General features: G+C 61.1%; 9 protein-coding genes. 4 read left to right on the top strand and 5 right to left on the bottom strand.

Going from position 1 to position 13393, the window contains the following annotated elements; translation table 11 throughout:
• Positions 1 to 24: 24 nt before the first annotated feature.
• The 4 genes from RX327_RS35205 to RX327_RS35190 all read right to left on the bottom strand — a co-directional run bounded on the left by RX327_RS35205 (position 25) and on the right by RX327_RS35190 (position 4308).
• A complete protein-coding gene (locus RX327_RS35205) occupies positions 25 to 438 on the bottom strand; it encodes a hypothetical protein (RefSeq protein ID WP_244482283.1) in 414 nt (137 codons plus the stop codon).
• A gap of 82 nt (positions 439 to 520) precedes the next feature.
• On the bottom strand, positions 521 to 1078 hold the full coding sequence (locus tag RX327_RS35200; protein WP_244482284.1) for a hypothetical protein: 558 nt from the start codon (positions 1076 to 1078) through the stop codon (positions 521 to 523).
• A gap of 5 nt (positions 1079 to 1083) precedes the next feature.
• Positions 1084 to 1332 (bottom strand): patatin-like phospholipase family protein, encoded by a 249-nt coding sequence (locus RX327_RS35195; RefSeq protein ID WP_244482285.1) that lies wholly within the window; start codon positions 1330 to 1332, stop codon positions 1084 to 1086.
• Between the two features lie 477 nt (positions 1333 to 1809).
• The gene (locus RX327_RS35190; protein WP_317248631.1) at positions 1810 to 4308 is read right to left on the bottom strand and encodes a hypothetical protein; all 2499 of its coding nucleotides are present in this window, start codon (positions 4306 to 4308) and stop codon (positions 1810 to 1812) included.
• Between the two features lie 1025 nt (positions 4309 to 5333).
• Between RX327_RS35190 and RX327_RS35185 the strand changes: the two genes are divergently transcribed.
• Positions 5334 to 6608 (top strand): Spy/CpxP family protein refolding chaperone, encoded by a 1275-nt coding sequence (locus tag RX327_RS35185; protein ID WP_410712116.1) that lies wholly within the window; start codon positions 5334 to 5336, stop codon positions 6606 to 6608.
• Between the two features lie 757 nt (positions 6609 to 7365).
• Here the strand turns inward: RX327_RS35185 and RX327_RS35180 are convergent.
• On the bottom strand, positions 7366 to 8130 hold the full coding sequence (locus RX327_RS35180) for a response regulator (RefSeq protein WP_050385597.1): 765 nt from the start codon (positions 8128 to 8130) through the stop codon (positions 7366 to 7368).
• Positions 8131 to 8165: 35 nt separating this feature from the next.
• Here RX327_RS35180 and RX327_RS35175 point away from each other — a divergent pair, with 35 nt between their 5' ends.
• The 3 genes from RX327_RS35175 to RX327_RS35165 all read left to right on the top strand — a co-directional run bounded on the left by RX327_RS35175 (position 8166) and on the right by RX327_RS35165 (position 13371).
• Complete coding sequence (locus RX327_RS35175) at positions 8166 to 9143, top strand: cytochrome-c peroxidase (protein WP_082190657.1); 978 nt, start codon at positions 8166 to 8168, stop codon at positions 9141 to 9143.
• Positions 9140 to 11620, top strand: coding sequence for a two-component system VirA-like sensor kinase (locus tag RX327_RS35170; RefSeq protein ID WP_050385598.1), 2481 nt, complete (start codon positions 9140 to 9142; stop codon positions 11618 to 11620). Before RX327_RS35175 ends, RX327_RS35170 begins: the two co-directional genes overlap by 4 nt.
• A 155-nt stretch (positions 11621 to 11775) precedes the next feature.
• On the top strand, positions 11776 to 13371 hold the full coding sequence (locus tag RX327_RS35165) for a calcium-binding protein (RefSeq protein ID WP_082190658.1): 1596 nt from the start codon (positions 11776 to 11778) through the stop codon (positions 13369 to 13371).
• Positions 13372 to 13393: the final 22 nt, after the last annotated feature.

Below are 13393 nucleotides of genomic sequence, written 5' to 3'. Positions count from 1 at the left end.
TCTCAAGGCTGTTTTACCTTGCCGTTACGCAGCCCGCCTTCGACATTCGTGATATGCCTCCTTTACCTCTCGCCATCCCGCCTCATCGTTTTTCGCAGGATTCTCATTTATGAAATGTGGCCCGTCATGCGGCGGACGTTTTCCGTGTTCGTAGTATGCCTTGATTGCTTGTTCAGCAGCGATCCTTCCCAACTTTCTCCCGCTGTCCAGGTTGCTGTGGTTCCATTTGAAACTGATGTGCCCCGGCACATGAATCTCGACTATTGTGCCCTTCCACGGATGCTCCCCGGATTTTGGCTTGTCGTACCGCACGTGATATTTGAAGAGCTTGACATCATCTTCGCCAACGGTCGCTGCGAACAATTGGCAGAGATTTGCCAAGGCATCGTGAAGGTTTTCCGGTTTGCGGACTTGCTTTGAATCGACGATCCTGCTCACCTATATCTCGTCCAGCTCATCGCCTGGCTTATGATGCTCCTGGAGCAAGCTCTCGAAGTTGACCGTATCGACCAGTGCTCCTTCAGTAGGTAACTCCGTCGATCTCTACGGTTTCTTCGACGAAGGGAAGGGCTGAACACGCACATAAGCTGGATGCGCTGATAGGCACTTTGTACTCTTTCCCGTCGACCTTCTTGTTCTCATCGACCTTCTTGGGCATTGGGCGGTTGGAAAACAACGCGAGTTTATGCTCATCGAGATTCCAGGCGTTGTGGAATATGAATGGCTTTTCGGGTCTTCCCAGCGCGTCGAAATTTATGCTCTTCATAAACTGGCTGTGTGGATAGTTGATCCTGGAGAGGCCGGTGACTTGGGACAGATACATCATTGACGTGAGATAACGAACGAAGGGATTTGGTGCCAGCACCTGATTAAGAACCCATCTGTTTAAGTCTCCCTCATCCGGGCTCGTGAACTTCTTCCCGCCGTCCGTGTCGGGCTGTTGAGCGAACCAGAGCGACATGGATTCCCTGAAGGCAGTCGCGCCCCTGTTTGGGTCCCACAAATCCTTATAGGTATTGGGATCTGCGACGAAGTTGGTCAGAGCCTTGCCGATGCTTTCCCAATCCGGGCCGAACACCGTGTTTATGGGAAGCGCCTATAGCTTTCGTCGTCTCGAAACACGCCATTCTTGAAGAATTGATGGGTCAGTTTCGCCCTGTCTTTATTGTCAACGTTGTCAAACTGATTGTAGACGATCCCAACCCAGGCGCCGATGCAGGACAATGCCCACACGTCAAAGGTTATACCTGCGTTGGCAAGAGCTTCCAGAACTCCAATGTGCAGCCCTGCCGCCGGACCACCACCGCCGAGCGTAATCGCCCTCTTCACCATTGGTTGCTCCATCAAATTTTTTACATGGCTTATTCTCTGATCAAGTTTCTGAACCGCGTAAAACTAAAAGACTGATCGTTTGATGGGTCCGCGGGCTTTCGGCCGCACCGAATGCCGTTGAATCCAACTCGAAAACTGATTGATCGCAGCATTGCGAAACACGATACGTGCGACGGAACGGTGGACGTCGAGGTTTCGGCGCCTTCTCGAGCCTGCTGATCGCGCTGGGCGCACGCCGGCCAAGAGCTCGAGCAAGCGTATCGCGGTCTGGCCCGCCCATTTGTGAACCAATTCACGGTAGATATTTAGCGTTGATGTTAGTAGGGGAGATGTTGTCCAATTGTGGCTTCCGCTTCTAGCCCGTTCGAGACATCCAGCGACATCCGCTCTGTGGCCGCTATCGGGGGAAGCGGAAGTCCCCCGGCGCGCGCAATTTTGGGCGCAGACTGGCACGGCTATCCAGTTGCCGCGGGTCGGTTACCGGCTTCTCGCACGAGCGTTCGCGCGCCATCGCTCGGGGAGGCTCTGCGGCGAGGCGGCCGGTTTCCACTGCAGGGACACGACCCAGTTGTCGAAGACCGTGTTGAAGCTCCCGGACTGGTACGAAAAGTTCTCGTACGCCGGCCAAAAGTAACCGGCATCGGCTGCGTAGGTAAAGAGCGTCCAGGTATGGGGCTTCTTCCAGAACGCGTTGCCGCCGTCCGGGTCCCCGTCGAGGGCGCTGAAGTCGAGGAAGAGCCAGAGAGGTGCATTCTTGGTGCCGAGGTTCGTATCCGGCGAGTTGAACTGCAGCGCGTTCCAGTAGATCCCAGGTCCGGCTCCGGGATCAGCATCGTCCACGAGCTTCTGCAGCCGCCAATAGAAGCTCGCATCGCCGGTCATAGTGGTCTCGCCGGTGAACGTAATCAGGCCAGCCTGCGGGCCTGACTGGATGATGCCGCTGATGGAGGTGGTCCCGCTGATCGTGCCGCTCCCTTGTAATATGCCGCCGGGAGCAGGCGTATCGGTGCCGGTCGCTGCAATGGTGACCGGGCCCGAGACCGTCCCACCGTTCATGAACAGTGTGCCCGACTCTCCGACAACAACCGCGCCGGTCACCGTGCCGGCGACCTCCAGCGTCGCCGCGTAGGATACCAGCACCTCGCCGGCACCCGTTGCTGATCCACCGGTACCGCCGGCAATCAGCGTACCCCCATTGACCCTGATCAGACCGGAAAGCGTGTCGCTGCTGTCTGCACTCAGGGTCAGCGTGCCGGGACCGAAGATCGTCAGGCCCGCCGATCCCTCGATGGCGGCTGCGATCTGCGAACTACCGCCGCTAGCATTGGTGTAGATCAGGCCTTCTGCCGCGCCGAACGAAAGGCTCGCAGTAGCGATGCTGCCGCCGTTCATGATGAGGCCCGCGGCGTCGCCGCTCGCCTGGCTTCCGACCAGAATGCTCGCATCGCCGCCCGTAATCGCCCCGCCGTTCACTTCGAGCGCCGCCACCTGCGGCACACCGCCGCTCTCGACCGCCTGGCTGTCGACGACCTCGTAGACGGCATCGGCCGGAACGTCGTTGATGCCGACATCCGTCGAGGACACGGTCGCCGCGCTCGCGAAGCCCTCGGAGGGCGAATAGGTCAGGAACTTGCCCGAACTGGCCGCGTCGTCGTCCTCTCCGAGAATGTAGGGAGCGACGATCCCGTTCGTGATGATGGGCAGGTTTGCTCCCGTTCCTGCCACGAACACCTGTTGCGTCAGCCCAAGCTGGGCCATGCCGCCGCCCGGCACGATAACAAGAGTCCCGCCGGAGTTGCGGACAATGTTCGTCAGGGTACCGTCGTCATTGCCCCCGATTACGACGCGATAGTTGCCGCTTCCGGAAAGCTGCAAGGCGCCTCCCGTGGAGCCGATGACGAACGTCGCCAGAGATCCCGAGGCGATCTGCACATCGACCGTCGCGCCGTCCGAACGAAGCTCGAGTATTCCGCCGTTCGTCACCATCACCCTGAAGCTGCCAAATGGTGTGCCGGATGTCCGGGTACTTGCCAGCGTCCCGGCGCCTACGGTGTTGTGTCCCATCAGCTGGTTCGTGTTGGTGAGCAGGAGCGTGCCTTCGCCGTACTTGTGGAGGCCGCCCAGCCCGGAGATCGGCGCGACGACGGTCAGCGTGCCGCCGTTCGTGTTGATGACCTTAGGCTGGTTGATCGTCCACGTGCTGGGTTCATATCCGGATGTCGAGGGCAGCGCCGACGGCGAGATCGCCCAGGCTTGCCCCTGCCAGAGCACGGCGTAGACGCCCCTCCCGGTGAGCGCGTCGGTGACGACCTGGCTGTAGTCTTCGGAGGGGAGCGGCTGATTTTCCAGCGTCCATCCGCTGGGCATCTGCGCGATCTGGACGGTCTGCGGATTGCTGGACGGGAGGTTGGGTACGTTCTCGAACGAGGCGGGGAAAGCGTTGTTGATGGTGATCGTGCCGCCCGTCAGGTTCACCGTGAGCGGCGCGAGGACATGGCCGCCGATATTTTCCATGTATCCCTTCGTCGTCTGGGAAACGGAAAACCAGCCAACCGCGAAATTGGCCAAGACGATCGTCTGCGGACTCTCGGACACGTTCGGGGCCAACTGATCGGCGAGCCACGCGAGGTCCGGATTGGAAGTGCTCGTCAACTGATAGAGATCAGGCCCGATTCCGCAGGCCGACAGATAGTCGGCCATCCCGCTCGTCATGCCGTCCACGAAGCTGCCGCTCTCGCTCGACGTCTGCATCAAGCCCGCGACCACCCTTTCCAGGTTGATCGCCACGGGGTCGTCCTCGCCGTTGTAGACCGCAGGAGCAACCTGCGTGAAGCCGTTTGCCGACAGCCAGTAAAGGCCCATGACCATCGACGTCGGGCCGCAATAGGCTTCACCGTCCCCCGGCAGGCTCTGCCCGAAGGGCCCGAAATCGGTCTGTATGATCGAAGGCGTGCTCTTGATGGGGTCTTTCCACATGGGGCTGGTCCACTCCTGTCCGACAAGGCCACGGCACGCGCTTGAGCCGCAGGTTAATGTCTTGTTAATCGCGTGACACAACTTGTGGATACTTTAGTTGGTCGATGCTGTCTAAGAGTGTAGAGCGGAATCTTGAAAGTACGCAAGCTGGGTCTCCAGCTTGGCCGGGCAGGGACGGCTTCGGAGTTCAAGCGCGGGCCGCCGAGCGGCAGCATGTTCATCGTGAGTGGCGCATATCTGCCGCCAGCGGCGATGTCCTGCGGCGGGGCCTGATAACAGGTGGTGTCGCGGCCGTCCGCGTAACGCGAACGTCTACTTCTGAGGCGTGCTGCGAATCCTGGAAGTGGCACCTTTGAGATATGGCGACCGGCTCTGAATGTCCGTTCATTGGGCTAGACCGGCAGTACCCGACTGACTGCTAGAACGGCGCCTTTGACCCGAAGCGGACCATCACCCCTCTGGCACGGCGGTGAGGCGCACGTACCCTTACAGAAGCGCTCGACCCAGCAAGGTAAATCGGATTGTCGCCTTGTTGCGCAGCGAGCAAGCGACGGATGGTGAACCCGGAGTTGAGTGCAAGTCCCCGCTGTTGCAGCGGTTCGCTCATCTAGCGCGCCGGTCAAGCCCAAGGCAGCGGCGAGCGCCAAATGAGCGAGAGGATGATTGCGGTTCGCGTCAGTGCTTCTTCGTAGCCAACTGACGGCCTCGGCGTCCGAACCGAGCTGTAGCTTGGCCACGCCCGCAAAACGCATCCACCGGTAGGCGTCAACGTCGCGAGGGGAGAGATGGAAGGCCTCGAGTATATGATCTTCGGTCTCGACAGCGCGCCCCATATTGAATTTAGCTAAACCAAGGGCAGCAGCATGAACGTCGGCCGAATTCCACGCTGTAATTTCGCTGGTTTGACATCGTGACCTGACCGCAGGTTCACCCGAATGAAGACGGCGGAGGAACTTTCGGTTTCGCAGCGAGTCATAGTCATGACGCGATGCTGGCCGCCAAGGAGGGAAGCCAAGGGAGAGATCATGTCAAAGTCCGACCTTGGAATGGCTGCTGCCGGCGTTGCACTGGTCGTTCTGGGAGCGCTGCCGAGCGCGGCCGAGGCGGGCTTCCGCCTGCGCGTTGGCGGCCCCGTGAGCGTCGCGCGCTTCGCGATGGCCGGCATGCTGTCGGTCGCAGGTCTCCGCCACGCGCGGATGGCGGCGCACCACAGCCACGTCCGAATGGCTGCTTTAGGACCGCAAGATCTTCGCCCCGCCGCCGAGTCGATCCGCCCGACTGAGCGCGCTCAGCTCACTGCCGTCGCGGCGCTGGCCGGCTGGCAGGGCGGCCGAGCTGCGCAAGGCTGGTGGCAGCACTCCGACGGTTCATACGGCTGGGTCGGTCCGCTCTTCTGGCCGTTCGCCTATAGCGATCTCTATGACTACGCGCTTCTCAATGATGGCAGCGGCTTCTGGGCCTATGGCTACGGCGATCTCTACGCCGCGATCTTCTCGCCCTATGCTGCAAGCGATCTCTCAGCGTTTGCGGCCGAGCGCCCCGCCGGGAGGCGGCATCGCAAAGCGCCCTCCGTGCAGGAGCTCTGTGGCGGCGATACGGCCGAGACGACCGGCCTTCCCCTCGAGCGGATTGGCCGGGTGGTCGCGGCGAACGAGGCGCAGCGCGCAGCCTTCGACGAGCTCGCGAGCGCCTGGATTTCGGCCGGCGACACCATCCGCGCCTCCTGTCCAGCACAGGCCGCAACCACCGCGCCGGAGCGGTTCGCTGCTATGCAGAGCCGCGTCAACGCGATGCTGAGCGCAGTTGCGGCCATTCAGCCGCCATTTCAAAAATTCTACGATCTCCTAAGTGATGAGCAGAAGGCGCGGCTCAACACGCCCGAACGCGACCGCCGCGCTAACTCTGCGGCCGCGAAGCTGAAGGAGATGCAGGACGCCGCCTGCCAGGCGAGCCGCGAACCGCAGGACGAGCAACAGGCCGAAAAGCAATACCGCCAGCTCGTCGCCCAGCAATGGCCCCTCGACGACATCGCTGCCAGCCTGAAACTGACCGATACCCAACGCGCCGCGCTCGAAGTGGTGCAGGACACCACGATGGGCACCATGGAAGCCTTAAACGCATGCCCGCCAAAGGACGCGCTCACCCCGCCGGGCCGCCTTAATGCCATAAAGGCGCGGTTGGAAGCGATGCGAGAGGCGATCATGAGCGTGAACGACGCGGTCGACGATTTCCGTTGGAACCTGAGTGACGAGCAGAAGACGCAATTCGAGGGGCTCGGTCCGAAGAAGCGGGGCGTGTGATTATTCCATCCACAAGCGGCGCTGATCGGCTAAGGCAACACTTCGCGTCGCCTGTCGCATTTGCTAGTCATCCGTTAAGAAGGGCTGGACATGCGAGCATGCGCGATAGGGGCGGGCTCTAAGCAGTTCCAACGCGCGACCGAGGCGTCGTCCAACATGATCTTCGAGGCGCGCACGTGATCAACTGAACCCCTTTGGATGTCGCTTATTGGCCCTTAGCGGACTAGATTGGCGTCATGGCTGACTTCCGCTTTGCCGGAGATAGCCGACTTCACCGCCAAAGGGAGAGACTGCTTCTGTCCGTGCCTCTCCGTCGGCCGAAGGCGAGGATCGTGGGTGGCACTGTCGCGTCCACTCATCAGCAGGTGAGCTTGCCTGACGCCGATGCGAACTTTCGTGTGAACGAAAACAGCACGTATCTGGTGCGGTTTCTGGCTGCGGGCAACCAGGACCCAGTAAGATACTGATCTTCTTGGTGGGCCCGGCAGGACTCGAACCTGCAACTAGACCGTTATGAGCGGCGGGAGATCGACCGGCCTTGTTGATTTTCCCGCGGTTATGTTTGCGTTCGATCGCGTTTGTTGCGTTCCAGTCGGGTCGTTTCCGGTGCGAAACTGGTGCAGTCCGGAGGGCAGTTCTTGGCGAGTACGCAACACGCTTCCGTATCGGATGAGGGTGCGAAAGACCACCGACTTGCCAGCGTAGCAGTCGACCAAGTCACTGGTCACCGTCTTTCTTACCGCGACCTAGATCGAGACTAGAGGCGATCGACGGGAACGGCGAATACATATCCGACGCCGCGCTCGGTTTGAATCATGCGCGGTGCGCTAGGATCGCGCTCAAGCTTGCGCCGAAGGCGGAGAATTTGCACGTCAATGCTACGATCAAAAACATCCTCGTGAACGCGAGTAGCATGCAGCAGTTGCTCACGACTGAGTGGCCGCTGCGGCGCCTCCAGGAAGGCGAGCAACATTGCGTACTCACCCTTGGTCAAGGCTACTGGCAGGCCGGTGGGATCCGTAAGTTGCCGAATCCTGAGGTCGAGTTGCCAACCAGCAAAGCGAAAACGGCCACGTTCTGGATTTCGCGGCGGTGCCGTTCGTCCGGCATCGAACCGCCGGAGGACCGCACGTACGCGCGCGAGTAGCTCGCGCAGATTGAATGGCTTAGTCAGGTAGTCGTCGGCGCCGAGTTCGAGCCCAACCACCCGGTCGATGTCGTCGCGGCGGTGGCCGGTGATAATGATTACAGGTACATCGGAGTTCAACCGCACTTCGCGCAGCAGATCCAGCCCATCCTCCAGACCCAGCCGAAGATCGAGGATCACCAGATTGACCTCGTTGCCATCAAGTTGATGGACCATTTCCTCACGACTGGTTGCCGTCAGGGTATGGATGCCGTTCTCCTCAAAATAGTTTAGGATCATGCGCTGCAAGGCAAGATCGTCCTCCACAAGGAGAACGCACACTTGGCGATCAACGCTTCCGCAGGGCCCGTGTTCAATCAACGATGAAGCGTTCATTGCATCCAGTCCCTTCAACGATGCCAGCTGCGACAATGACCACTGCAAAAACAAGCAAGACGGCGCATATCCTGCTGGCCCTTTTTTGTCTGACCACTGACTCGATAGCGGCCGCTCAATCACCAGCCCTCCACGCTCACACCGATCGTGAGCCGATCACGCCAATTCCGGTCGCGCCGGTTCAGGACCCACAACGGGTTCTTCTTGGCGAGCGATTGTTTCGCGACCGGCGGCTATCCCATGGCGATACACATAGCTGCACGTCATGCCACGATATAGCGACCAACGGCGCTTCCGCCAATACCCGCGACGCGCCCGAGGGGCAACCGATGGCGCTCAATACGCCGACGGTCTTCAATGCAAGCTTGAATTTTCGTTTGAACTGGGAGGGGAATTTCCGTTCGCTCGAGGAAGGAGTCGAGAGCAGCCTCGGCAATTTTGCGATCATGGCATCGAGTGTTGACGAAGTCGTGAGCAAGCTTCGCGCCGATCCGGAGATGGTGCGAGAATTTCGTGCCGCTTATGGGATAGAGCCCGACCGCACCAGCGTCCTTGATGCAATCGCGACGTACGAACGGTCGCTGGTCACGCCAGGTAGCCGGTTCGACCGGTGGGTTGCAGGAGAAGCCGACGCTATTACTCCCGAGGAGCTGGCCGGCTATCAGGACTTCAAGTCACTTGGCTGCATTACCTGTCACCAAGGTGTTAACGTTGGAGGCAATCTATTTCAGCGACACGGCATTTTTCATCCGTTGGGTTCACCAGAACCCGTCTTGCTTCGCGTACCCAGCTTGCGAAATGTTGCGACCACAGCACCGTATTTTCATGACGGCAGTGCTGCCACCTTGCCGGAAGCGGTAAGGATCATGGGCTTCGCTCAGCTCGACCGTGTGCTCACGGATCAACAGATCGCGGGCATCGTTGCCTTCCTCAACACGCTGACTGGCAGCTATCGAGGCCAGGCTTTGAGGCCGGCCGCCGTCACTCCACGCAACGGCGGCATCCCCCGATGAAATTCCTCCCCGTTGGCCTCGGGTTCACGCTGCTGCTCGCGCTCCTGACTTGGTTACTGCTGCGAGGAATCGATACGAACGCACCCAAATACGCCATGGCACTTCGCGCGTTCGACGACTACGCGCTGGCCGAAACCTCACTTCATCGCGACGTTCTCCAGGCGCGCGCGGGCCTGCTTCGCGACTACGACAGTTTTTCCGGCGCCGTGCAGGCGATGCGGGTCGCGGTGGCCCAGCTTCGGTCCTACGCTCAAGCCGAGGGACTTGATACGCGGCCGGTTGACAGGCTCGAAGCGTCGGTCGCCCAGCAGGAAGACCTGATGGAGCTGTTCAAGACCAACAATGCTCTCCTGCAAAACTCGCTGTCCTTTGTCGCTCTCGTGAGCACCGATCCGGCTTCCCGTAGCCACGACGCTCAACTCGCGCCGGCGATGAGTGCGCTGGCGGCCGCGGTCCTCTACCTCGCGCGCGACAGATCGTCGGTTGCCGTCAAGGCGCTCCAGGATCGCATCGACCTGTTCGCTGCGCTGGCCCCCACGGCCGGGCCAGACGCGGACACAGCTCGCGCAATGCTAGCGCACACTCGCTTGCTGCATGATTTGCTGCCCGCCGTCGATGAAACCCTCCGAACCTTCACTGCCATACCCGACGCACAACCCCTCGAAGAGACCCGCGTGCTGTTTGCCCGCCATCGCTCCGTGGTTGAAGCCGGCGAACAGCGTTTCCGGCTGCTTCTGTACCTGGTATCACTGCTACTGCTCATCATGCTCGCGCTTCTCGGCCTGCGGCTGCGTGCCCGTGCTATCGCGTTGCGAACGCGAGCAGCCCTTGAGCATGTCATAGCCGAGAATTCGACGAGCCTCATCAATTGCTCGCCGGCCGAAGCTACCGAGCGGCTGAAGCAAGTGTTGGGCGAGTTCGGTCGTTTGATTAACGCTGATCGCGCCTACGTAGTGCTTGGCGAAAATCCGGTTCGCGTGCATACCTGGTCGAGGTCCGGAGAGGCGTTTCCACCGGGCTGGCCCCAACGGGCACTGGGATTGTCCGAACAGCTCGGCGTGGCTGAGCCGGACAACGTCGCCGTTACGGATATTGCCGCGCTACCACCTGGTCCAGTCAAGGAAGCGTTGACGAAGGCCGGCGCACGCGCATGGGTCAGCGTGCCTCTCGTCCGACCCGGTCGGCTGATCCGAAGCATCATGGGCTTTGACTACTCTAAACCGATACGAAACTGGAACTATCCGGCGCCGATTGTGCGACTCGCAGGTGACGCGGTGGCCAATGCGGTCGAACGTGAATTTCTCGAGCGCGACAAGGCGAAACTCACGGTGCGGCTGGAACGGGCGCGTCGAATGCAAATGGTCGGGTCGCTCGCAAGCGGAATTGCACACAACTTCAACAATATCATTGGCGCGATTGTTGGCTACTCGGAGATGATTGAGCCGCATCTCACGCGTGGCAGCAAGCCGACCCGGCATATTGAGGAAATACGGCGGGCGGCGGAGCGCGGCCGCGACCTGGTCGACAACATCCTCACATTCGGACGACGGACCGATACACTCACCCGTCCGGTGCAGGTGCGCATGCTCCTGGACGAGGCAGCGTCACTTCTGCGCGCCTCGTTTCCCTCCGGCGTCGAGCTCGTCTTCGACGAGGTTTCGCCCGACCTCGCGGTATCGGGCCAGCCAGCGCAGCTGCAGCAGGTCATTATCAATCTATGCACCAATGCCGCGCAGGCGATGGCGGACGGCGGTTGCATTCGCGTGACCGCGGTGCACCGCGAAGTGACCACGTTCCTTCGAATGAGCGACGGTGAACTCTCGCGGGGCCGCTATGCATGCATTGCCGTCAGCGACAGCGGACGTGGATTCGACAAGCGTGTGGCGCGCCGAATATTCGAGCCGTTTTTCACGACCCGATTGGGAGGCACCGGCCTCGGTCTCGCAACCGTTCGCGAGATCGTGCGTGATCATGAAGGAGCCATCGATGTGCAAAGCGAGCCCGGACGCGGAAGCCGCTTTGAGATATGTCTGCCGGCGCTGGCGGCAGACAGCGCTGCAACGGCCGGGCAGCCATCACTCCCGCTCGGGCGCGGCGAGACGGTGATGATCGTCGAGAGCGAGTCAGACCACCTCCTGCAGGACGAAGAAAGGCTCGCTGCACTCGGATACGAACCGGTGGGGTTCGAGCAGGGAGACGATGCACTCGGAGCATGCCGTTCCGAGCCCGATCGATTCGATGTGTTTCTGGTCACGCAGGGGGCGCAGACCCACGCCAGCCTGGACCTCGCACGGGCTTTACACCGCATCGCACCGCTCCGGCCGGTGCTGCTCGCCGCCGCTTCCACGATCGATGTCAGCGTCAATGCATTGACCGAGGCTGGAATTTCCGAGGTGCTGCGCTGGCCATTGACAAGCAGCGAACTCGCAGCAGCGCTGGCGCGTAGCCTTCGCAGGTCCGGCACGTTACAATTGTAACACGATAACCATCGCCTGAAATCCTTTCGTAGCGGGGAGCGGCCACTCTGGCGGCTCAACTTTGTACGCGCGTGCGCAGATTGCCGCGGACGCGAACAGAGCAAGCAAGCGCGCGCAAATGCGCTGACTATCGATTTTTCGAAAGGATCATCATCATGGCTACTACAGCTTTCTTTCGCGCCCGCCAGCTGACAGTGTTCGGCGACAACCTCAACAACACGATCATCGCCAGCCGCGATGCGGCCGGCAACGTCCTCGTTAACGGCGGGGCCGTACGCGTCCTGGGCGGCACCTCGACGGTTGCCAACACGTCACAGATTCAGATGTTCGGCCAGGGCGGCGACGACACGATCGCGCTCGACGAGGCAAATGGCCCGCTGCCGGCCGCCCTGATGTTCGGTGGCGCGGGCAACGACGTGTTGAAGGGCGGTTCCGGCAACGATCAGCTCTTCGGCGGCTCGGGCAATGATACGCTCCTCGGCAAAGGCGGTAACGACCTGTTGTTCGGCGGCTCGGGCGACGACACGCTGACCGGCGGCGCCGGCGACGACCAGATGTTCGGCGAGGCCGGCAACGATCGCATGATCTGGAATCCGGGCGACGGTACCGACCTGATGGAAGGCGGCGATGGCAATGACACTGCCGAGGTCAATGGCGGCAACGGCTCGGAGACTTTTACCATCACCGCCAACGGGGCTCGCGTGCGTTTCGATCGCATCACCCCGGGTCCGTTCTCCGTCGACATCGGCACCACGGAGAGCCTTGTTGTCAATGCCAATGGCGGCGACGACGTCATCACGGCCGGAAACGGCCTTTCCACCCTTATCCAGCTCACCATCGATGGCGGAGCGGGCAATGACACCATCACCGGCGGCGACGGCAACGACAGGCTGCTCGGCGGTGACGGAAATGATCTGATCACCGGCGGGCGCGGCAATGACACGGCGCTCCTCGGCAACGGCGATGACACGTTCATCTGGAATCCGGGCGACGCCAGCGACATTGTCGAGGGCGGTGAGGGTAGCGATACGCTTGTGTTCAACGGCGCCAACATTGTCGAGCAATTCACTGTATCCGCCAACGGTCCGCGCGCCAGGGTGACGCGCGACATCGGCGGTGTTGTGATGGATGTCAAGGGGACCGAGAGGATCGACATCAACGCCTTGGGTGGTGCCGACACCATCACCGTCAACGATCTCAGCGGAACCGATGTCGGTCTGGTCAATGTCAATCTCGGCGTGGGCGGAGCCCCCGACAACGTGGCCGACACGGTCGTCATCAACGCGACCAACGGCGATGACGTGATCTCGATCAACAACGACAACGGCGTGGTGACGATATCGGGCCTCGCCAGCGAGGTGAGGATCGCCAATTTCGACGCCAACGATACGATCGTCGTCAACGGTCTTGGCGGGGACGACGTCGTCGTGGGCGCTGGGCTGAGCGGTATGCAGCTCGTCGCCCATGGTGATGATGGCAACGACGTTCTGATCGGCAGCCCCGGCAATGACACGCTGGCCGGCGGGGCGGGAGACGACGTGCTGATCGGCCTCGGGGGACATGATTCCCTGGATGGCGGCCCCGGTTCGAACACCGTGCTCAACTCGCTCGCGGCGACCGGTCCGAATGCCGCCCTGCTCAGCCAGTTCATGGCCTCGAGCTTCGTGTCGGCGGGTGGCGGTCAAGGTGCAACGCCGGTTGCCGATCCACCGTCCGCCCAGCAGCCATTGCTGGCGCACCCCCACGCCTGACCGACCGTCGCCCTGGAGAAAA

The organism is Bradyrhizobium sp. BEA-2-5, from assembly GCF_032918025.1.
GTDB classification, from domain to species: Bacteria; Pseudomonadota; Alphaproteobacteria; order Rhizobiales; family Xanthobacteraceae; genus Bradyrhizobium; species Bradyrhizobium pachyrhizi.
The sequence above is the reverse complement of the archived record's forward strand: the minus strand, read 5'-3'. Positions and strand labels throughout refer to the sequence as shown.

Bases quoted from the DNA above. Each gene is read 5' to 3' on its own strand.
- RX327_RS35180 (WP_050385597.1), bottom strand. From the start codon at position 8,130: ATGAACGCTTCATCGTTGATTGAACACGGGCCCTGCGGAAGCGTTGAT.
- RX327_RS35170 (WP_050385598.1), top strand. From the start codon at position 9,140: ATGAAATTCCTCCCCGTTGGCCTCGGGTTCACGCTGCTGCTCGCGCTC.
- RX327_RS35190 (WP_317248631.1), bottom strand. From the start codon at position 4,308: ATGTGGAAAGACCCCATCAAGAGCACGCCTTCGATCATACAGACCGAT.
- RX327_RS35175 (WP_082190657.1), top strand. From the start codon at position 8,166: ATGACCACTGCAAAAACAAGCAAGACGGCGCATATCCTGCTGGCCCTT.
- RX327_RS35195 (WP_244482285.1), bottom strand. From the start codon at position 1,332: ATGGTGAAGAGGGCGATTACGCTCGGCGGTGGTGGTCCGGCGGCAGGG.
- RX327_RS35165 (WP_082190658.1), top strand. From the start codon at position 11,776: ATGGCTACTACAGCTTTCTTTCGCGCCCGCCAGCTGACAGTGTTCGGC.
- RX327_RS35185 (WP_410712116.1), top strand. From the start codon at position 5,334: ATGTCAAAGTCCGACCTTGGAATGGCTGCTGCCGGCGTTGCACTGGTC.